The sequence below is a fragment of the Acidiferrobacter sp. SPIII_3 genome (assembly GCF_003184265.1).
Classification (GTDB): Bacteria; Pseudomonadota; Gammaproteobacteria; order Acidiferrobacterales; family Acidiferrobacteraceae; genus Acidiferrobacter.
The window spans coordinates 1,057,744-1,077,557 of record NZ_CP027663.1 but is presented as its reverse complement, the minus strand read 5'-3'; the positions used below and the strand labels follow the sequence as shown (position 1 = coordinate 1,077,557).

The window sequence follows — 19,814 nt, the reverse complement described above, 5'->3', positions numbered from 1 at the left end:
GCCTACCGCAGGCTCCTTAGGAAACGCAGATCATTCTCGTAAAAGAGCCGGACGTCCGGCACCCCGTCTTTCAACATCAGTAACCGCTCGACCCCCATGCCGAAGGCAAAGCCGGTATGGCGTTCGGCATCGACGCCGATGCGCGCCAGCACCGCCGGGTGCACGAGCCCACAGCCTAGGACCTCGATATAGCCACTCCCCTTGCACACCCGACATCCCGTGCCGCCACATAAAAGGCAGCCGATATCCACCTCCGCCGACGGTTCGGTGAACGGGAAATAGGAGGGCCGCAGGCGCATGGTCAGCGGCCGCTCGAAAAACCGCTCGAGAAACTCCTTCAAGGTCGCCTTCAAGTGTCCCATGTGGACGCCCTCGGCCACCACCAGGCCCTCGACCTGGTGAAATACCGGGCTGTGGGTGGGGTCCAGGGCATCGGCACGATATACGCGTCCCGGGGCGATGATCCGAAACGGTGGCTCGTGGTGCTCCATGAAGCGGATCTGTACCGTGGAGGTGTGCGTGCGCAACAGCCCGCCGGATGCGAGATAGAAGGTATCGTGCATGGCCCGCGCCGGATGATGGGCGGGGATGTTGAGGGCCTCGAAATTATGGAACTCGTCTTCGATCTCGGGCCCCCAGGCCCAATCGAAGCCCAGCGCCGCGAAGATGTCCTCGATGCGCCGCAGGGCCTGTGTGAGCGGATGCAAGCCACCCAGCCATCGGCCGCGCCCGGGAAGGGTGACATCGACCGCCTCGGCGGCCAGCTGTGCCTCCTCCGCGCGCGCCGCCAGCGCCTCCCGCCTCCGGCCCTGCGCTCCCTCCAAGCGTCCCTTGATCTGATTGACGAGCTGCCCGGCGCGCGGGCGCTCCTCGACGTTCAGGGTCCCGATGCGCTTTAGTTCCTCGGTGAGCCGGCCGCTCTTGCCGAGGAACCGTACCCGCCATGCCTCCAGCTCCGCGAGATCGGAGGTGGCGGCGAGCTCGCCGTCGGCCTCACGCGCGAGCCGCTCAAGCCTCTCTGCGAACGGCTCGCCCATGTCCCGGAGATGGTCCCCTTAAGCGACGGATAGCGTCGCTTTGGCCTTCTCGGCGAGCGCTGCGAACGCCGCCTTGTCGGCGACCGCGATGTCGGCCAGCACCTTGCGATCGATGACGATCGAGGCCTTGCGCAGGCCATCCATGAGCCGGCTATAGCTCAAACCGCATTCCCGGGCGGCGGCATTGATGCGCACGATCCATAGCGCCCGGAACTGACGCTTGCGATCCCGCCGGTCGCGATAGGCATATTGGCCGGCCTTGGCCACCGCCTGCTTGGCGACGCGAAAGACATTCTTGCGCGCACCCCGATACCCCTTGGCGAGCGCCGTGACCTTCTTGTGGCGGGCCCGGGCCGTAACTCCGCGTTTGACGCGTGGCATGAGCAGCCCTCCTTAAGCGTAGGGAAGCATGCGGGTGACCCCCGCCACGTCCGATGGATGAACCAGACGGTCGGCGCGCAAATGGCGCTTACGCTTCGTGGTCTTCGTGGTCAGGATGTGGCGCAGATGGGAATGGCGGCACTTGAAGCCCCCCGCGCCCTTCTTGAAGCGCTTCGCGGCCCCACGGTTCGTTTTCAATTTCGGCATATCGTCCTCTGCGCTGTGCGCTCTTGTCATCGTCCCGCTCAAGCAGCCTTCCGGCCTTCTTCCCGGCTTGAGTCGGTCTGCTACCGCCTACCGGCCCTGATCGCCCCCGCCTACTTCTTCGGATTGACGACCATCACCATCTGTCGACCCTCGAGCCGCGGACGCTGCTCGACGGTCCCATACTGCGACAAATCCCCCTCGACGCGCTTCAAAAGCTCCATGCCGAGGTCTTGATGGGCCATCTCACGTCCACGAAACCGCAGCGTGATCTTGGCCTTATCGCCATTTTCAAGAAAGCGGATCAGGTTACGCACCTTGACCTCGTAGTCCCCCACGTCGGTCCCGGGGCGGAACTTCACCTCCTTGATCTGAATCTGCTTTTGCTTCTTCTTGGCAACGTGGCGACGCTTGCTTTCCTCATATTGGAACTTGCCGTAATCCATGATCCGGCAGACCGGAGGCGACACATTCGGCGATATCTCCACGAGATCCAGCCCGGCCTGCTCGGCTGCCCTCTGGGCGTCTGCGTTCGTGACGATGCCGACCTGCGATCCATCAGCGCCAATCAACCTTATACGCGGGGCCGTAATCTGCCCATTGAGCCGCGTCTCACGTTCCGAAGCGATAATTTACTCCTCCATACGTCCCGGACCAACCAAGCCCGCGCCGACGTGCGCGGTCAGGGTCCCCACTGTCATCCCGCCAAGGTCCGCGCCTTCACGGGTTCTCACCGAAACCGTCCCCTGCTCGGCCTCGCGGTCGCCCACGACGAGCAAATACGGGACCTTTTGCAGGGTATGCTCGCGGATTTTAAAGCCTATCTTTTCGTTTCTCAAGTCCGACTCGGCGCGCCAGCCAGCCGCGCGCAACGCGTCAACCCGCTGCTGCGCCACCACAGCATGACGATCGGCGATAGGCAACACCACCGCCTGCACCGGGGAAAGCCACAAGGGCAGCGCCCCGGCGTGCTCCTCGATCAGGATCCCGATGAACCGCTCGAGCGAGCCCAGGATGGCGCGGTGCAACATGACCGGAACCGCCTTTTGGCCTTCGGCGGTCACAAAGCTCGCCCCCAAGCGTCGCGGCATGGCGAAATCGACCTGAATGGTCCCGCATTGCCATACCCGCGCCAGGCTGTCTTTCAGGGCAAACTCGATCTTGGGGCCATAGAAGGCCCCCTCGCCGGGCTGCAGTTCGAAGGCCAGACCCTTGGCCCTCAAGGCCTGCTCCAACGCCGCCTCGGCCTTGTCCCACAATTCATCGGCGCCGACCCGCTGCTCCGGCCGGGTCGAGAGCTTCACCAGCACCTCGCGAAAACCAAAGTCGGCATATACCCGGTAGAGAAGGTCGATGAACGCGCTCACCTCCGGCTGGATGTCGGCCTCGGCACAAAAGATATGGGCGTCGTCCTGCACGAAGTTGCGCAGCCGCAGGAGCCCATGCAAGGTCCCGGACGGCTCGTTGCGATGACAGGAGCCGAACTCGGCAAGCCGCAACGGCAGATCGCGATAGCTCTTCAGGCCCTGATTGAAGATCTGCACATGTCCCGGGCAATTCATGGGCTTGACCGCGTACTCGCGCTTCTCGGACGAGGTCGTGAACATGCCGTCGGCGAACTTGTCCCAGTGGCCGGAGCGTTCCCACAGGCTCTTGTCCATGATGAGCGGGGTGCGCACCTCCTGATAGCCGTGGGTGCGCAAAAGGCCTCTGATATACTGCTCGATGGCCTGATAGACACGCAGCCCCCGGTCGTGCCAGAAGATCATCCCCGGGGCCTCTTCCTGGATGTGAAAGAGATCCAGGGCACGGCCGATGCGGCGATGGTCGCGGCGCTCGGCCTCCTCCAGACGCCGGAGATGCTCATCCAGGGCCTCGCGGGTGGCAAACGCCGTCCCGTACACACGCTGCAGCATGGGATTGCGCGAATCCCCGCGCCAGTAGGCGCCAGCCAGGCTCATGAGCTTGAAATGCTTGAGCTTCCCTGTGGATGGCACGTGCGGGCCACGGCACAGATCGACGAAGTCGCCCTGCCGGTAGAGCGAGATCGATTCGCTGCCGGGGATGTCGCGGATGATCTCGGCCTTGTAGGCCTCGCCCATCCCCTCGAAGAACGTGATCGCCCGATCGCGGTCCACGACCTCGCGCGCCACCGGGATGTCCGCGCGCGCCAGCTCGCGCATCTTGTCCTCGATGCGCCCGAGGTCCTCGGGACCGAAACCCGGCGCGTAGGCGAAGTCGTAATAAAACCCGTCGTTGATCACAGGTCCAATGGTGACCTGGGCCTCGGGATACAGACTCTTTACGGCGTGCGCCAGCAGGTGCGCGGTCGAATGCCGCAGGACCTCGAGCCCTTCCGGGTCCTTGTCGGTCACGATCGCAAGCCGCGCATCGTCGCGGATGAGAAACGAGGTATCGACGAGCCGATCGTCGATCCGTCCGGCAACGGCCGCGCGCGCAAGCCCGCTGCCGATGTCCGAGGCCACCTGGCCCACGGTCACCGGCGCATCGTAAGTCCGCGCGCTTCCGTCGGGGAGGGTAATGACAGGCATGGGCGTTAGCGGCTTCTCGTCTGCCGGCCTGACGCCGACGTATCAATAGGAAAGTTGGTAGGCGCGAGTGGGATCGAACCACCGACCACTACCATGTCAAGGTAGTGCTCTACCACTGAGCTACGCGCCTTCGGGTTGCGAACCTTACCATAGTCAAGCGGGCGCGAACAACCGTTGCCCGCCGCCCCCCAGGGCGAATTTGTCCTCAGAAGATTCCCGTCCCTATAGAACAACTTAACCTCGGTCACTGGACAAGCCTGCAGCGCTGCGGCATCATGGGCGTATGGAAGCACCCCCGATTTTCGACGGCCAGGCCCTTTCAGAACTGGTGGTCCGGCCCGTCACGCGTGGCGAAGGGCCGCGTTATCAGGAGCAGATGGCCCGTCATCATTACCTTGGCGATCTCCCGAAGCTCGGCGAGACCCTTTGGTATGTCGCCACGTGGCGCGGGCAATGGCTGGCGCAGCTCACGCTATCGGCGGCTGCACTCAAGTGCGGCGTGCGTGATCGCTGGATCGGCTGGGATTTCCGCAGCCAGTATGACCGCCTGAAGCTCATCGCCAACAACAGCCGCTTCCTGATCCTTCCGCAAGGCCGCTTCCCGAATGTCGGTTCGCGTGTGCTCGGCCTGCTTGAACGGCGGGTCGCCGCCGACTGGCAACGGCATTTCGGCCATTCGTTGCTGCTGCTGGAAACCTTCGTCGATCCCCGCCGCTTTCATGGCGGCGTCTACCGAGCCGCCAACTGGCTGGCACTGGGTAAGACGCGCGGCTATCGGCGAACGCGCACAGGCTACAGCGACGAGGCCGAGGCGCCGAAGTGGGTGTTCGTGCGCCCGCTGCACCGCCGCGCCACCGCCTTGCTCATCCATCCCGACCGCGACCGGCTGGGCCTCACCGGGACCCCGAAGATGCAACTCAACGCCCACCAAATGCGCTCCCTTCCCCTGTGTTTTGCCGCCATTCCCGATCCGCGCCGAGCCCAAGGGCGTCGGCACCGCCTGCCGGTGGTGCTGGCACTGGCCGCTGGCGCGACGCTCTGCGGCTTGCGTGGCTACAAGGCGATGGCCGAATGGGCCGCCGATCTGGGGCAGGCCGCCCGGGCGCGCTTCGGCTGTCGGCGCAGGCGCATGAACGGGAAGGACCATCATTACGAGGTACCCAGCGAATTCGTCATCCGGGACTGCCTCGTCCGGATCGATGCGGGCGCCCTGGACGCCGCGCTCGCATCGTGGCAAAAGGCCTGGGGCCTCATCGACGAGGCGCTGGCCATCGACGGCAAGACGATGAAGGGCGCCATTGACGACGAGGGCCGGCAGGCACACATCATGAGCGTCGTCGGACACGAGTCCGAACACTGCTACGCCCAAAAAAAGTCGGTACCCTGCCTGTAGCCGGGGCCGACGAACACAAGCAGACCAACGAAATCGGCATGGCCATCCCGCTGCTTGCGGGATGCGAACTCGCCGGCCGGGACATCACCGCCGATGCGCTGCTGACGCAACGCGCATTGGCTGAACACATCGTCCGGCAAGGAGCACACTACCACTTCACGGTCAAGGGCAACCAGCCGGCGCTTCAGGCCGCCATCGCGCTGTATTTCAAGGAGCGCGGGGCACCCGACTACACCCAAACGCCGACCCTGGCCCACGGTCGCATCGAAACCCGCCGCATCTGGTGCACGGACGCGCTCAACGATTACCTCGACTTCCCGCATGTCGGCCAATGCTTCCTCATCGAGCGCGAAAGTGTCGAGAAGACGACCGGCAAGCACAGCAGCGAGGTCGTGCTCGGGATCACCAGCCGTCCTTCGCACAACGCCTGCCCTGAACGTCTGCTCAAGCTCAATCGCGGGCACTGGACCATCGAAGCCAAGCATCACAAGCTCGACTGGAATTACGACGAGGACCGCAGCCGCATCCGCACCGGCCGCGGCCCGGAGAATATCACCCGCCTGCGCCGTTTCGCGCTGGGCGTGCTCAAGTCCTTCCAAAAACCGGGGCAATCCATCGCCGCAATGATGCGCCGACTCGGCAGGCGCTCACGCACGGTCATGGATTATCTGCGGCTGACCTCCAATTCCCGTGCCACGGTCATGGCTTGAGAACAAATTTGCCGTGCGCCGCCCCCTCACGCATCGATCAAGCGCTCCGCGGAGCCCGGTTTCAGGGCGCTGCGGCGCAGGGCCTGGATGCGGTCGCGCAACTTCCCGGCCTGCTCGAACTCCAGGCTTTGGGCATGGCGGTACATATCCTTTTCGAGCTTTTTCAAAAGCTTGCCCAAGGCCTCTGGTGACAGGGCCTCGGCCGGCTCGGTATTGCCGCGCGCCGCCCCGGGCGCCACCCGCCCCGGCACCCCGTCGATCAACTCCTTCACCGCCTTCACCACCCCCTGGGGGGTGATGCCGTGATCCTGATTGAAACGCAGCTGCTTTACGCGCCGGCGATCCGTCTCGTCGATCGCCGCGCGCATGGAATCGGTGATGGTGTCGGCATAAAGGATCGCGCGCCCGTGCAGATGGCGCGCCGCCCGTCCTATGGTCTGGATCAAGGATCGCGTGGAGCGCAGGAAGCCCTCCTTGTCGGCATCCAGGATCGCCACCAGCGACACCTCCGGGATATCGAGCCCCTCGCGCAGCAGATTGATGCCGACCAGGACATCGAAGGCCCCGGCACGCAGGTCACGGATGATCTCGACACGCTCGACGGTGTCGATATCCGAATGCAGATAGCGCACGCGCACGCCGTGTTCGTGAAAGTATTCGGTGAGATCCTCGGCCATGCGCTTTGTCAGGGTGGTCACGAGCACGCGCTCATCCCGCGCGGCGCGCAGCCGCACCTCGGCCAGAAGATCATCGACCTGGCGACCGACCGGACGCACCTCGACCTCGGGATCAACAAGCCCGGTCGGGCGCACCACCTGCTCGACCACGGTCGACGAGCGCGCCGCCTCATAAGGTCCAGGGGTGGCCGAGACGAAGATCGTCTGCGGCATCAAGGCCTCGAACTCCTCGAGCTTAAGAGGTCTGTTGTCGAGTGCCGACGGCAGACGAAAGCCGTACTCGACAAGCGTCTCCTTGCGCGAACGGTCGCCGCGGTACATGCCGCCGAGCTGCGGCATGGTCACGTGGCTCTCGTCTACGATGAGCAACGCATTCTTGGGAAGATAATCGATGAGGGTCGGGGGTGGTTGCCCGGCCTTGCGCCCGGACAGGTAGCGGGAGTAGTTCTCGATCCCCGAGCAATAGCCGAGCTCCTTCATCATCTCGAGATCGAAGCGCGTGCGCTCGGCCAGCCGTTGGGCCTCGACGAGCTTGCTGGCGGCATTCAACTCCTCGAGCCGCTCGCGCAGCTCCTCGCGGATCAGATCGACGGCCCCCGAAACCGTATCCCGGGGGGTGACGTAATGAGACTTGGGATAGACAGTCGCGCGCCCCAGCCGGCTTACGATATCACCGGTAAGCGGATCGAATTCCATGAGATCTTCGATCGTCTCATCGAACAGACCGACACGGATCGCGAGCTTCTCGGACTCGGCGGGGAAGATGTCGATGACGTCACCATGGACCCGGAAGGTGCCGCGTTTGAGATCCATGTCGTTGCGCGTGTATTGCATCTCCGACAGGCGCTTTAGGATCGCGCGCTGATCAAAGATCGCGCCCTTCTTCAGGTGCAGGATCATGGCGTGATAGGCGCCGGGGTCCCCCAAGCCATAGATCGCCGACACCGTACCGACGATGATCGCATCCGGCCGCTCCAGGAGCGCCTTGGTGGCCGACAGCCGCATCTGCTCGATATGTTCGTTGATCGCGGCGTCCTTTTCGATAAAGGTGTCGGAGGCCGGGACGTAGGCCTCGGGCTGATAGTAGTCGTAGTACGAGACGAAATATTCGACGGCATTGTCGGGAAAGAAGTCGCGCATCTCCGAGTACAGCTGGGCCGCGAGCGTCTTGTTGGGCGCCAGGACCAGGGCCGGGCGCTGAAGCTCGGCAATGACACTGGCGACGGTAAAGGTCTTCCCGGAACCCGTCACCCCAAGCAGGGTCTGGAAGGCGAGCCCCGCCCGCAGCCCCTCGACCAGCGCCTTGATGGCCCCCGGCTGATCCCCGGCCGGGGCATAGTGGCTGGTAATCTCGAAACGCTCTGCGTGCCGCTTTGGTTGCATCGATATCCAGGGTAATATACGCGCGAGTAGACGCCCGAAAAGGTTCCCGCTTGCCCAAACTGACACTATCGGCCCGTGTAGGCCGAATCAAGCCCTCGCCGACGCTTGCCGTCACCGCTCGCGCCAAGGCCCTCAAGGCCGAGGGGCGGGATATCCTGGACCTCGGTGCCGGCGAACCGGATTTCGACACCCCGGACCTCATAAAGGACGCGGCGATCCGCGCCATTCGCGCCGGCTTCACCAAATACACCGCGGTCGACGGCATGCCGGAACTGAAAGCGGCGGTGGCCGAGAAGTTCGCCCGTGAAAACAATCTGCATTTTACCACGTCCCAGATCCTGGTGTCGGTGGGCGGCAAGCAAAGTTTCTACAATCTCGCCCAGGCGCTGCTTGACACTGGGGACGAGGTCGTCATCCCCGCCCCCTACTGGGTCTCGTACGCGGACATCGTCCTGATGGCCGATGCCACGCCCGTCATCATCCCGACCACGCTCCAGCAGGGCTTCAAGATCACCCCCGAGGCCCTGGATGCCGCGTTGGCCTATAAGACCAAGCTCTTCGTGTTGAACAGCCCCTCGAACCCGACCGGCGCGGTCTATACGCGCGCGGAGCTCGCCGCCCTGGGCGAGGTGCTGCGCCGCTACCCGCATGTGCTGATCGCAAGCGACGACATGTACGAGCACATCGCCTGGGGGCCCGAGCCGTTTGCCAATATCGCCAACGTGTGTCCCGACCTCCTGGACCGCACCATCGTCCTAAACGGGGTGTCCAAGGCCTATGCAATGACCGGCTGGCGCATCGGCTATGCTGGCGGCCCCGTCGACCTCATCAAGGCCATGGCCAAGGTCCAGTCGCAGAGCACCTCGAACCCGACGTCCATCTCGCAGGTGGCGGCGGAGGCGGCGTTACGCAGCGGGACCGCCCTTGTGACCCCCATGCGCGAGGCATTCAAGGCCCGCCATGACTGGCTGCATGCGCAACTTACGGCACTGCCGGGCTTTCAATGCCGGCGCGCCGACGGCACCTTCTATCTCTTTCCTGAGGTCAGCGGGGCCTTGACGACCCTAGGCCTCCCAGATGATCAGACCTTCGCCGAGGCGCTCCTCGAAAAGACCGGCATCGCTGCGGTCCCGGGCTCGGCATTCGGGTCCCCGGGCCATATGCGCTTCTCCTATGCGACAAGCGATCAGACCTTAAGAGAGGCAGTCGATCGCCTGCGCGGGTTCCTGGCACCCCAACAAAGGGCCTGGGCGCACGGCGAGCGACCATAAATATGGTCCTGGTCCTTGACGCCAGGACCCGGGCTTCGTAGCATAGCGGGCCTTGCGTTCCCCGGTAGCTCAGTCGGTAGAGCAGGTGACTGTTAATCACCGGGTCGGAGGTTCAAGTCCTTCCCGGGGAGCCAATCAATCAAGGACTTAGCGGAAGTCCCAGCCAAACACCCCACCATTTTGCGACAACCCTGGGACAACCATAGCGAAAAAGCTGTCGAGTGCCGGCGTTCGTGCAACGTCAGGGACCGGGTGGTAAGCGCGTCTGGCAAGCGCTCGTGCGGCGCCAGGGTATCCCCAACAAACTCGGACCTTCGATAGCAAAAGGGAAGTCGGGGGCTGGGCGTGTTCACGCTACCGATGCGAAGAGCCTCTGGGCGCGCTAACTGAAGGAGCGCCGGCATATGAACGTCGCGGCCGTGGCGCTTGCCGCCCAAGCATGCCAGCATCGCCTAGGCGATGCTGGCCCGGGGGACCGAATATCGCACCGCAAGCGCAGCCGGGGCTAGGGCCTGAGATAGGCTGACCCTGAATCGTGTTTGCGGATTGGGTTGTTGCAGTGGAGATGTTGCCCACGAGGATTGCTGGAACGTAGAAGCTGATGGAAGCGGGTCAGACCGCCGCGGGACGAACCTGATAGACTGAACGGTGGATACCACACCGAGCAACTTACGATGCGCCTGCGAGCGAATGTCCTCAGGGCTTGTGTCGACGGACGCATCAGGGACCGGATGGTTTTACGCAGTCCGATCCTGATTCCGAAAGCCCATACGTGCTTGCATGTAGGGGGCGTCGATATATCAGTTTAATGGTGCGTTTCAAGCCATTCCTTGAGAGCAGCGTCTATACGCGTTTGCCATCCAGGTCCGGCGGCACGGAATCTCGCCGCCACGTCCCTGGAGAGCCGCATGGTCACACGTTCTTTGGTTGTAGCCGCCGGGGGCCGCCCTATTCTCTTCAGTTGCCGGAACTCGGTATCCGTCAGCTCATAGGTATCGGGGTCCTCGGCCACCCCCGCTTGGATGGCGGACTCTTCCTCGGGCGTGGGGAGTTTAAACACCCGTCCAGATTTAGATTTGACTCGCATAGCGCTTAACCTCTCTGGCATTGGCCTTTCTTAGGCTGATGATGCGACGCTGATCGTCGCGATCCATGAAGACCACGCAAAACACCCGCTCGCCGATAGGGGTATAACCGATCATGCGGTCTTCGCCGTAATCGCGGCGCGTGTCAGCCTGGGCCATGAGATCAGCCCATTCCAGTTCCGATGCCAGCGCCAAGGACACACCGTGCTTGGCGGTATTGGTAACATCCTTAGCCGGATCAAATGTGATCTCCGCGGGACTTATTGTATGCACAATAAGTGGCGAGCGCAAACCGCGCCCGCCACGAGCCTGGGTCGCGAGCGCTTCAGGGACCACGTCCGGCAAGTGGTCGCGTCCGGCACGCAGGCCCGGCGCGCAGTCGGGGTCGGTGACGCGCTCCAGGGAGCGCCGATAGTCATGTCGTGCGCGCATCGAGCCCATGACAGCGAGGACAAGCCCTATGATGTACACCCACCCTTATTCCGACAATGCGCGGCGCGCCGCCACGACGGTGCTGTCCCTCGACGTGCCCTGCGAGCTTGTGACCCTGGATCTGCGCAAAGGGCAACAGCGCGAAGCCTGGTTTCCATCTAAAACTGAACCCCAACCACCGCGTATCGGTGCTCGTGGATGACGGATTCGTCCTCTGGGAATCACATGCCATCATGCAGTATCTGGCGGACAAGACGCCCGGACAGAACGCCGTGTCGCCATCTGCCGTTCGTGCCCTCCGCGCCAAAAAAATGGCCCCGGGACCATCACGGCCCCGAGGCCTTGCGTGAACGCTCACCCGCCCACCACATTCCCCAATGGCGCACCCCCATGGTGGCTCAGTGCGGCCCACCTCGAAGCGACGGGGTGTTGCACCGAGGCTGTGCCCCAAGCCGTCGCTGGGGCATGCGGCGATCAATCGCTCTTACTGATAGGCGCCCATGTCGTAGGAACCCGTGGACGGCCGCGCCACGCCATTGATGTCGTGCGTCACCGAGGGCAACACGACACCGGCGTTTATAGCCGGGCTCGACGGGCTCAAGGACAGCAGCGTATTTCCTGTGATGGACGGCATCACCGCCCCCACCGGCGTGGTATTCGCGTACTGGGGATTCGCCACGATGGTATTCAATTCGAGACCAGTCGTCTGTTGCCAGGTCTTAAACGGCATATTGTAGATGTTCTTGTCATCCCACTCAAACGTGACGCCCGCCGGGTCATAGTACATATTATGGTTGATGTGCAAGGTCGCATAGTTCGTCATGGCATGCGGGGCTATGACGACCATCGGAAGGGACGAGGAATCGTCTACGATATTGTTGCGTATATAGACGTTCGTACCGGCCTGGTGGAGCGCCGACTCGTTGGAAATAAAAATCGCGCCGTGGTGAGCGATCGCCGCGTTGTAGCACGAGTTATTGTAGATCTCCGCATCGTAGGACGAGGATTCGGACAAGCACGCACTTTGATCGTTTGTGATGACGTTGTTTTTGATGATGCTATTGTAGGACTCGTACGTCTTGCCCGGCTGCAGGAACTGCACGCCCGTGGATTGGCCGAGCATGATACCGCGGCTTCCGATGTTGTTTAAGGTGTTGTCGGCGAACGTGATATCCGTCGAATTCCCCTTACAGTAGAGCCCGATGTCGGATATGTTGTATACGTTGTTATGGGCCACCAGGACATTGACGGCGCCCACCATGTCCACCGCCTTCGACACATAGGCCTGCGCGGAGGCGTGGTTGTTGTCGTGGAGCTGGTTGCCCCATATGACGATGTTATGCGCCGTGCTAACGAGCTTAACGATCGAGTAGTTGGTGTAGTAGATGTTGTTGTCGACGATCTTCACATCCGGCGTATCGATCTGCACGCCGTACTGAAGGGCGCTCCGCAGGGTAAACCCCTTGACCTCCCAATAGCTCGGAGCGTTGCCCGAGTTTGTGAAGAACAGATTATTCATGGCCGACCCGCCGTCGATCACCACCTGCTGATTTTGGTAAGGCTCCATGGTGATCCATGCGCTTGCCGTTCCGGGATTGCTTATGGTGATACCCCCGGCGTACGTGCCACCCATGATCTCTATCGTGCCACCCGGACGGACGCTGTCGACGGCTTGCTGGATCGTCTGCAAAGGGGTCTGCGGCGACAGGCCGTTATTGCTGTTGGAGCCCGTGGTCGACACATAGATGGTCTGGCCCGTGCCGGCGCCCGGGGTATTCAAGGCTTGGCTCATGGGGATGGTGCTGCCGGTGATGGGTGTTGCGGCGCCGGTGTTGCTATTGGCGCTGGTGCTGGTCGGCGCACCATTGCCGGAAGACTGGGGCCCAGGACTCGCCGACGTCCCGGCACCGGCGCCAGCGCCACCGCTGACACATGCGGACAGGGAGGCTGCGATGGCAATCGGCAGTGCTAATTTTTTCAGGAAATACACACGACTTGTCGGCTCTGTCACGTTTACGCGCTCCTTCGATACGCCGCCATGCAGGGCGGTGAGTGTCGTTACAGGCGATGCGATGCCGTGAGGGCATGCGCATCTTGCATGGCGTGCGCATGGTGCGTGGGTGTCGCCGTTTCGGGGAAGCTGTTTCTGATGAGGACACAACCCATCGGGATAAATGGAAGATTATGATATGTTTAGCAGGACGAACGGCATAAAGCGGGCTTATCTGTGGGATTTCGGTAATGGGTGTGCGTTGGCGCGCGCCGATCGGGCTTCGGTCCTGTTGGAGATCGGGGCGGTGTGACCGGTACGCCGAGCACCCCAGCCGTTCATCGCCTTGCTGCGGATAATAGGGCGCCATGCGCGCCCTCGATCGATATACTCACCCTGCGCTTGCGGCTTTCCTTAGTATCCCAGGCCTCACGCCTTGTTTCGGGCGTGCGGGTCCCACAGGGCCTCCGTGCCGCTGCCGCTTTGGGGGAAATCACGATTCTTGTGCCGAACGCGGGCTTGAATGGCGGCGTGACCGCCGTCTTTAATGGTGCGCGATCCAGGCATCGCCAGGAGGACTCGGGGGGAAGGCCCTATGGGGCGCGTAAAGGGCCCTTCGTGAGGGCGTTTTGATGCACGCCCCATGGGGCTATGTCGTTCGCGGCCTCCCTCATGGCGCCAGTCGATTCGCGCCCTAATAGAGGCCACGTCCAGTCACCGGTTCCCGTTTCGGACCCCTTGGTGCGTTACCCTCTCGAGGTTTTTTATCGAGAGGAGACGCGATGAGCCACTGAGGTTCGAGATGTATGAGATCCGGCAAGTGATTCAACGCCTGCGATGGGGCGAGTCCGATCGCGATGGGACGCGCGCCCAGTGGGTGGGTCGCAAGACCGTGGCGCGGGTGCGACGACAAGCCCTTGAGCGGGGCTGGCTTGAGCCCAAGACTCCCCTGCCCGAGGACCGGGAATGGGCGCAGGTGTTGGCTCCGGCGCCCACGAACCGGTCGGTGTCGAGTGCCGCCCCCTTCCGGGAGCAGATCCTCGCCTGGCACGGTCAGGGGATCACCGCGAAGGCCATCCAGCAGGCGCTGGCACGCAAGTGTCGGTTCACCGGCAGTGTGCACACCATCTGCCGTCTGCTCGATCGGGCCGTCGACTTTGATCCTCCGGCCACGGTGATCCTGGATTTCGCGGTCGCCGAGGTCGCCCAGGTCGACTTCGGGCAAGGGCCGCAGATCGTCGACCGCGCGACCGGCGAGGTCTTCAAGACCTGGTTCCTGGTGACAACGGGCCTTAGGGCCGCCACCCAGACACTGCGCTTATCATCGGGTCTGTCTGCGACAACGACTTTTCGGGGCGCCAGCGCCGAGACCCGGACGGACAAGGGCACGCGCCGCGCCCAGTCCGCCTGGCGGCCCCCTCCGGGATCCGCGATCCAGGGCACGGCGGGATCCATGAGATGAACATCCGCCTCACCATGGCCGCCCGGAGCGCCACGGCTGGGTCGGGGAGATCGGGGTTATGTGGCGAGGCCCGCACCATCCCGCACCGTCCGCCGCCCTGGGGCCGGCTGCGCATAACCGTACCCGGACATCGGCGCGCGCGGCTGCCGCCGCAGTCGTTGTCGCTGGCATCACGATTGCATATGGGCGATAATGAATCGCTCGCGGCTAGCGCTTTTTGGCCGCGCATACGACGGGTCGCCATCATGCTTATCGCGTATTTGATCGCAGTCACCATCATTACCGTCATCGCAACCTTCCCGACCTTCTGGATTCGTAAACTCACGGCCTGGATCGCGCGCGCCGAAGCGAAACGTCAAGACGAGGCCGGCGGCGGAGACATTTCCTAGACGTCGCGCCCCATGGTGCGCCAAGCGCCGCCCTTAAATCCGGCAATGCTGTCTGTGCCCATCGCGCCATCGATAGGGCCGCTATTGGGCGGACGCCGGAATGCGCTTGTGGTCCACGTCAATCTCGCATCGTCACGGCGGTTCGTGTCCATATTATTCCTGGTATTTCCACGGGCTTGGTCCTGTTCGGCATGGACTCGGGGATCGCTTCATCCGCCGTTCGGTCGCTATCGGGGCGTGCGCGAGCGGCTATGCTACGCGGGCCCTCTTCAAAGCACCGGGAGATTTTCCATGCATCGCAGGCCCAAGGATCACAATCGATCACCCCGAGTTCTCCACATCCGTCCGGGTACTGTCACGTCTTTGCTGACGCGCCCGTTGCGCATCGGCGACGCGTTTATCCCGGCCTACGTGCCATATCGCGCGGGGCACGAAGCGGGGCCGGCCTTTGACCCGATGAAGGGGCGTAACCGTGCGCGGATTTGTTAGCAAAACGCCCACCACTACCTGCGCTGGCGACTCCCGGCGATGCCGCCCGCCGAACGCGGGTGGGGTGGCGACATCCCCGATCCTGAGCGGCGCAGCTCTGCCATCCGCGCAGCGCCACGCCATGATGCCGGCCCTGGCCGGCCGGAGATCTGTGAACGATTCGCGGGGCCCCGATGGGCGCGGTCGCCCGAGAGACCTATCCGGCCGATCGGTCCGCCCATCGACAAACGGAGGAGCTAGCGCATGGACGACGCGATCATCGTGGGCATCAATCGCACGCAAGACGCAAGCCTCTGCATCATGCGTGGTCAGGAAGTCGTGTGCGCGATCCAAAAGGAACGCCTGACGCGCGAGAAGCACCACTGGGGGAAGCGCGGCGACGTATCCCGTCTCTACGCCCCGCTCCTGCGCGATTTGGGCCGTCCGGTGGACGTGCTCGTGGAATGCTTCTCGTCGGATGCCGAGAAACGGCATATCGGCGAATACGAGCGGGAGATCGAGGAGAACATATCCTTTGCGCCTCATGCCCGGCGCGCGCGCCTGTCCCACCACCTCGCACACCTCTACAGCGTCTTCCCCCCGTCGCCGTTTCGCCGCGCCGCGATCATGATCGTAGACGGCCAAGGGAGCCCGGCTGCGGATTGTATCGAGGATTGGCCGGGACGGGACACCGTCCCGGGAGATTGGCGCGAGGTCTCATCCTTCTATGAGGCCGACCGCGAGGGGCTGCGGTGCCTGGCAAAGCAATGCTGGGAGGGCGATCGCCAAAGGCCGGTGGGGCTCGGGATGTTCTACTTCCTGCTTACCCAGGCGATCTTTCCGGGCGAGGGCCATGAAGGCAAGGTCATGGGCCTTGCTCCCTATGGCGATCACCGCGCCCTGGGGCTGCCGGCGCTTGACGTCGCCCATGGCGTGGTCCGTATCCCCGATTCCTGGCTCGACATCATGGCCGACCACCAGCGATTCCGCTACGTCGATGGGGACAAGGTCCGGCTGCGCGTCAGCGCCGATCTCGCTGCCGCCGGCCAGCACGCCTTCGAAGAGGGTGTCCTGGCCCTCGCGCGCTGGCTGGCGGTAAAGACCGGCGCCGAAGATTTATGCTTTGCCGGGGGCACGGCCCTGAATTGCTCGGCCAATGACCGGCTGTGGCGCGAATCGCCGTTTCGGCGGGTGTTCATCCCGCCCGCACCGAGCGACGCCGGCACAGCCCTGGGATGCGCGATCTACGGCCTCACCGAGATCTTGAAGGCCCCCTGCCGATACCGCTGGAATACCGACTTTCTCGGGCCCGCGCGCGCACCCGGGGCGATCGACGATGCGCTGCACACCGCCTGCGATCTCGTGATCGAGCGCCCCGACGACCTGTCCGCGCGCATTGCCGATCTGCTCGCGCACTCGCGCGTCGTGGGGCTCTACCAGGGGCGCAGCGAATTCGGCCCGCGTGCCCTCGGTCATCGCAGTATCCTGGGGGATCCACGCGACGTGCGCGTGCGCGATTGGATCAACGCGCGCGTAAAACAGCGCGAATGGTTTCGCCCGCTCGCGCCCATCGTCCTCCTGGAGGAGGCCGAACGATTCTTCGAGATCAAGGGTCCGTCACCGTTCATGCAATTCGCCGCCGGCGTGCGCCCCGAGGCAACGACCGTCATACCGGCCGTGACCCATATCGACAATACCGCCCGCCTGCAAACGGTGGCTGACAGCGATGATCCCTTGTTACGGCGCATCCTCGCGGACTTCGCGCGACGCACGGGGGTCCCGGTGCTGCTCAATACCTCATTCAATCGCAAGGAGGAGCCGATCGTGGAGACCGTCGACGAGGCCCTCGCCACCTTCCGCCACACACCCCTGCACGCACTCGCCATGCCGCCTTATCTCCTCACCAAGCGCGCCGAGCCGGAGACGATATTTTGAGGGTGCCATGATCCAGGGCTACCCCGACCAGGCAAGCCTCGCGGCCGGAGAGACGCTCGTACTCCATGTCGCCACCGACGCGCCGCGCTTTCGTATCCGGATCTATCGCTGGCATACCGACTTTGCGCCGGTATGGGAAAGCGGCTGGCTCCGCGGCCAGGCCGCGTGCGCACGCGGCGCCGATGAAGACTGGCAATGGCCGGTCTATCGGGTCGCCACCGCCAAGGACTGGCCGAGCGGCGTCTACCTGGCCCGCCTCCACGAACAGGCAGCGCCCGAGGTGCCCATGGACTTCGCCAAACCCGCGGCATTGTTCGTGGTCCGCGGCCGCGGCCAAGACCCGCTGCTCTATAAGCTGCCGCTCGCCACCTATCACGCCTACAACAGCTCCGGCGGGGGCTGCCTCTATCATAATCCCCCGCGTTCCCCGGACCCGCCCGGCAGCAAAGTGAGCCTGCAGCGCCCCGGAGGCGGGATCGGCGGGGAGACATGGGGCGCGCCCGACCACTACGATCCGACCTCACCGCGCCAGACCTTTGCCCACTGGGACGCGCCGTTCATACGCTGGCTCCATGGCAACGGCTACCATCCCGAATTCTGCACCGATGGCGACCTGGACACGGGAGCCGTCTCTGGTGCGCGCTATCGGCTCATGCTGTGCGTCGGCCATGACGAATACTGGACCGAAGGGACGCGCGACGCCGTAGAGACATTTGTCGCGACAGGCGGCCATGTCGCCTTCTTCGGGGCCAACATATGCTGGTGGCGCATCCACATGGTCGATCGGCGGCGCGCCTTCGTCTGCCATCAGGGAGGCCCGTGCGGCGCACTCGACCATTGGTGGCCGTCAAGCGGTGCCGGGCGCCCCGAAGACCGCCTCACGGGCGTGAGCTACCGTCACGGGGGCGGCTGGTGGGATGGGCCGCGGGCGACGTCGGGTTACCGTGTCCAGGACGCGGACCATTGGGCATTTGCCGGGACCGGCCTCAAGCCCGGCTCGGCCTTCGGTCACGACACCACGCCCCCGCTCGTCGGTTACGAATGCGACGGCGCGCCGCTTGCGGATTTCGATGCGTACACGGGACGCGCACGCCTTGCCGCCGAGGCCGAAAGCGGCGGCACACCCGCGACCCTGCGGCTATTGGCCGTCGCCCCTCTCGATGGCCGCTGGCAGGAACTCCCGCCGCGCGAACACGACCCCGCGCGTCACGGGCTCCATGCCGCGGTCATGGGTGTCTATGAGCGCGGCGGCACGGTATTTTCCGCCGGCAGTACCGACTGGGCGCAGGTCCTTGCCAGCGGCCATCCGGTCGTCGATCGCATCACGCGCAACGTCCTAAACCGGCTCCAGGCCCCGCACCGTTAGGCCCGTCCACGCCACCCGCCAAACGTATCCTGATCGCCTAATGGCCGAACGCGGGGGCGTGCATCAAGGTCGGGATCATGGTGCGCGTGTAGAGCGTCGCAAACATCCAGGCCGTAAGCCCGACGGTCATGACGAAAAGCGGTATGAAAAGCACGAACGCCGCGGTCATCCAGCGCTGCGTCGGGGAGATATCGAGCCGCAACCAGAAGTAGCCCTGCACCAGCGTCAGCGCCGCGGCCGAAGCGACCACGACGAGCATCAGGCGAAGCTCTGTCCCCAGATGATCGACCACGAGCCATAAAGGCAAGGCGGTGAGGATCAACGATAGAACAAAGCCCGTCACGTACTGCCCGCCGTGGGCCAATTGCACCTCGGGGTGCCGCAGAGGATCATCGTGTGTGCTAGTGGACATGGAGGGCCCCCGTCAGATAGACGAAACTAAAGACATAGATCCAAAGAAACCCCTGAAAAAACCAGAACAGCTTCAGGTTCAGGAGCCGATAGACGACATTCTGCGTAAACCCCTCGCGCACCACCTGCACCATCATCACCGCCGTCCATAGAATCCCGAAGACGAGGTGCGCGCCGTGGTAGAGCACGAGCGTATAAAAAGCCGACAGGAACCCGCTGCGTTCGGGCACCATGCCATGCAGGGCAAGCCCCGCGAAATCGACCCCCTCGACCACCAGAAAGCCCGCACCAAGGACGATGGCGCCGGCAAGTCCCGACAGCACGGCGTTTTTGTCCCCGCGCTTTAGTCCCACCATCGCGAAACCATAAGCGAGGATCCCGGAAAACAACAGCACGGTCTCGAAGAATGCCACCACCGGGTGCACGACCGTGCCGGCTGTGGGGCCGGCCGCGGCATTGACGCGATGGTTCAATACGAGATAACTCGCAAACAGACTCGACACGATCATCGAATCACTGAGAAGGTACAACCAGAACCCCAGGGTCTTGGTCGAAATGCTGTCGTGCTCCGGGGGATCGGACTGCCAGAGCACGGCATTCGCCGGATCGACATAGGCCTCTTTACTCACGGCACCTCCTTGACATGTATCGGCCTGCTCCCTGTACTC

Annotated in this window: 19 protein-coding genes and 2 tRNA genes; 9 read left to right on the top strand and 12 right to left on the bottom strand. The window is 63.6% G+C overall.

What is annotated here, in order from left to right; all coding sequences use genetic code 11:
* Window positions 1-2 precede the first annotated feature (2 nt).
* The 6 genes from pheS to C4901_RS05575 form a co-directional block, all read right to left on the bottom strand.
* A complete protein-coding gene (gene pheS, locus C4901_RS05600) occupies window positions 3-1,037 on the bottom strand; it encodes a phenylalanine--tRNA ligase subunit alpha (protein WP_110136498.1) in 1,035 nt (344 codons plus the stop codon).
* Window positions 1,038-1,055: 18 nt separating this feature from the next.
* Window positions 1,056-1,418 (bottom strand): 50S ribosomal protein L20, encoded by a 363-nt coding sequence (gene rplT / locus C4901_RS05595; protein WP_065968882.1) that lies wholly within the window; start codon window positions 1,416-1,418, stop codon window positions 1,056-1,058.
* Between the two features lie 12 nt (window positions 1,419-1,430).
* Window positions 1,431-1,625 carry a 50S ribosomal protein L35 gene (gene rpmI / locus C4901_RS05590; protein ID WP_065968881.1) on the bottom strand — a complete coding sequence of 65 codons (195 nt, stop codon included), beginning with the start codon at window positions 1,623-1,625 and terminating at the stop codon, window positions 1,431-1,433.
* Between the two features lie 110 nt (window positions 1,626-1,735).
* Window positions 1,736-2,251, bottom strand: a complete 516-nt coding sequence (infC, locus tag C4901_RS05585; protein ID WP_083995614.1) for a translation initiation factor IF-3 — start codon at window positions 2,249-2,251, stop codon at window positions 1,736-1,738.
* Window positions 2,252-2,254: 3 nt separating this feature from the next.
* Window positions 2,255-4,174, bottom strand: a complete 1,920-nt coding sequence (thrS, locus tag C4901_RS05580) for a threonine--tRNA ligase (RefSeq protein WP_110136497.1) — start codon at window positions 4,172-4,174, stop codon at window positions 2,255-2,257.
* A gap of 55 nt (window positions 4,175-4,229) precedes the next feature.
* Window positions 4,230-4,304 (bottom strand) — tRNA-Val (locus C4901_RS05575).
* 153 nt (window positions 4,305-4,457) lie between these two features.
* On the opposite strand from C4901_RS05575, the gene C4901_RS17915 reads away from it, so the two are divergent.
* The gene (locus C4901_RS17915; RefSeq protein WP_205736087.1) at window positions 4,458-5,567 is read left to right on the top strand and encodes a Druantia anti-phage system protein DruA; all 1,110 of its coding nucleotides are present in this window, start codon (window positions 4,458-4,460) and stop codon (window positions 5,565-5,567) included.
* Between the two features lie 38 nt (window positions 5,568-5,605).
* A complete protein-coding gene (locus C4901_RS05565) occupies window positions 5,606-6,277 on the top strand; it encodes an ISAs1 family transposase (protein ID WP_110136043.1) in 672 nt (223 codons plus the stop codon).
* 26 nt (window positions 6,278-6,303) lie between these two features.
* Here C4901_RS05565 and uvrB read toward each other — a convergent pair whose 3' ends face one another.
* Window positions 6,304-8,337 carry an excinuclease ABC subunit UvrB gene (uvrB, locus tag C4901_RS05560; RefSeq protein WP_110136496.1) on the bottom strand — a complete coding sequence of 678 codons (2,034 nt, stop codon included), beginning with the start codon at window positions 8,335-8,337 and terminating at the stop codon, window positions 6,304-6,306.
* 59 nt (window positions 8,338-8,396) lie between these two features.
* Here uvrB and C4901_RS05555 point away from each other — a divergent pair, with 59 nt between their 5' ends.
* Together C4901_RS05555 and C4901_RS05550 are read left to right on the top strand one after the other, a co-directional pair.
* Window positions 8,397-9,608, top strand: a complete 1,212-nt coding sequence (locus C4901_RS05555; protein ID WP_110138536.1) for a pyridoxal phosphate-dependent aminotransferase — start codon at window positions 8,397-8,399, stop codon at window positions 9,606-9,608.
* Between the two features lie 58 nt (window positions 9,609-9,666).
* Window positions 9,667-9,742 (top strand) — tRNA-Asn (locus tag C4901_RS05550).
* Between the two features lie 671 nt (window positions 9,743-10,413).
* Here the strand turns inward: C4901_RS05550 and C4901_RS19185 are convergent.
* Window positions 10,414-10,695 carry a BrnA antitoxin family protein gene (locus tag C4901_RS19185; RefSeq protein ID WP_110136495.1) on the bottom strand — a complete coding sequence of 94 codons (282 nt, stop codon included), beginning with the start codon at window positions 10,693-10,695 and terminating at the stop codon, window positions 10,414-10,416.
* Window positions 10,679-10,957: a BrnT family toxin gene (locus C4901_RS19180; RefSeq protein ID WP_370445966.1), complete on the bottom strand. Its 279-nt coding sequence runs from the start codon at window positions 10,955-10,957 to the stop codon at window positions 10,679-10,681. Before C4901_RS19180 ends, C4901_RS19185 begins: the two co-directional genes overlap by 17 nt.
* A gap of 356 nt (window positions 10,958-11,313) precedes the next feature.
* Here C4901_RS19180 and C4901_RS19175 point away from each other — a divergent pair, with 356 nt between their 5' ends.
* Window positions 11,314-11,475: a hypothetical protein gene (locus C4901_RS19175; protein WP_370445955.1), complete on the top strand. Its 162-nt coding sequence runs from the start codon at window positions 11,314-11,316 to the stop codon at window positions 11,473-11,475.
* Between the two features lie 134 nt (window positions 11,476-11,609).
* On the opposite strand, the gene C4901_RS05530 is transcribed toward C4901_RS19175, so the two are convergent.
* Window positions 11,610-13,136, bottom strand: a complete 1,527-nt coding sequence (locus tag C4901_RS05530; RefSeq protein WP_168185562.1) for a right-handed parallel beta-helix repeat-containing protein — start codon at window positions 13,134-13,136, stop codon at window positions 11,610-11,612.
* Window positions 13,137-13,917: 781 nt separating this feature from the next.
* Between C4901_RS05530 and C4901_RS05525 the strand changes: the two genes are divergently transcribed.
* The 4 genes from C4901_RS05525 to C4901_RS05510 all read left to right on the top strand — a co-directional run bounded on the left by C4901_RS05525 (window position 13,918) and on the right by C4901_RS05510 (window position 18,735).
* The gene (locus tag C4901_RS05525) at window positions 13,918-14,577 is read left to right on the top strand and encodes a hypothetical protein (RefSeq protein WP_110136492.1); all 660 of its coding nucleotides are present in this window, start codon (window positions 13,918-13,920) and stop codon (window positions 14,575-14,577) included.
* Window positions 14,574-14,966, top strand: a complete 393-nt coding sequence (locus tag C4901_RS05520) for a hypothetical protein (RefSeq protein ID WP_110136491.1) — start codon at window positions 14,574-14,576, stop codon at window positions 14,964-14,966. The genes C4901_RS05525 and C4901_RS05520 overlap by 4 nt, the downstream gene beginning before the upstream one ends.
* A 732-nt stretch (window positions 14,967-15,698) precedes the next feature.
* A complete protein-coding gene (locus tag C4901_RS05515) occupies window positions 15,699-17,369 on the top strand; it encodes a carbamoyltransferase C-terminal domain-containing protein (protein ID WP_110136490.1) in 1,671 nt (556 codons plus the stop codon).
* A 7-nt stretch (window positions 17,370-17,376) separates the two neighbouring features.
* Window positions 17,377-18,735, top strand: coding sequence for a N,N-dimethylformamidase beta subunit family domain-containing protein (locus C4901_RS05510; RefSeq protein WP_110136489.1), 1,359 nt, complete (start codon window positions 17,377-17,379; stop codon window positions 18,733-18,735).
* A 37-nt stretch (window positions 18,736-18,772) separates the two neighbouring features.
* Here the strand turns inward: C4901_RS05510 and C4901_RS05505 are convergent, their stop codons facing one another.
* Both C4901_RS05505 and C4901_RS05500 read right to left on the bottom strand, forming a co-directional pair.
* Window positions 18,773-19,147, bottom strand: a complete 375-nt coding sequence (locus C4901_RS05505; RefSeq protein ID WP_110136488.1) for a cytochrome o ubiquinol/quinol oxidase subunit IV — start codon at window positions 19,145-19,147, stop codon at window positions 18,773-18,775.
* Window positions 19,137-19,775 (bottom strand): cytochrome c oxidase subunit 3, encoded by a 639-nt coding sequence (locus tag C4901_RS05500; RefSeq protein ID WP_205736207.1) that lies wholly within the window; start codon window positions 19,773-19,775, stop codon window positions 19,137-19,139. The genes C4901_RS05505 and C4901_RS05500 overlap by 11 nt, the downstream gene beginning before the upstream one ends.
* Window positions 19,776-19,814: the final 39 nt, after the last annotated feature.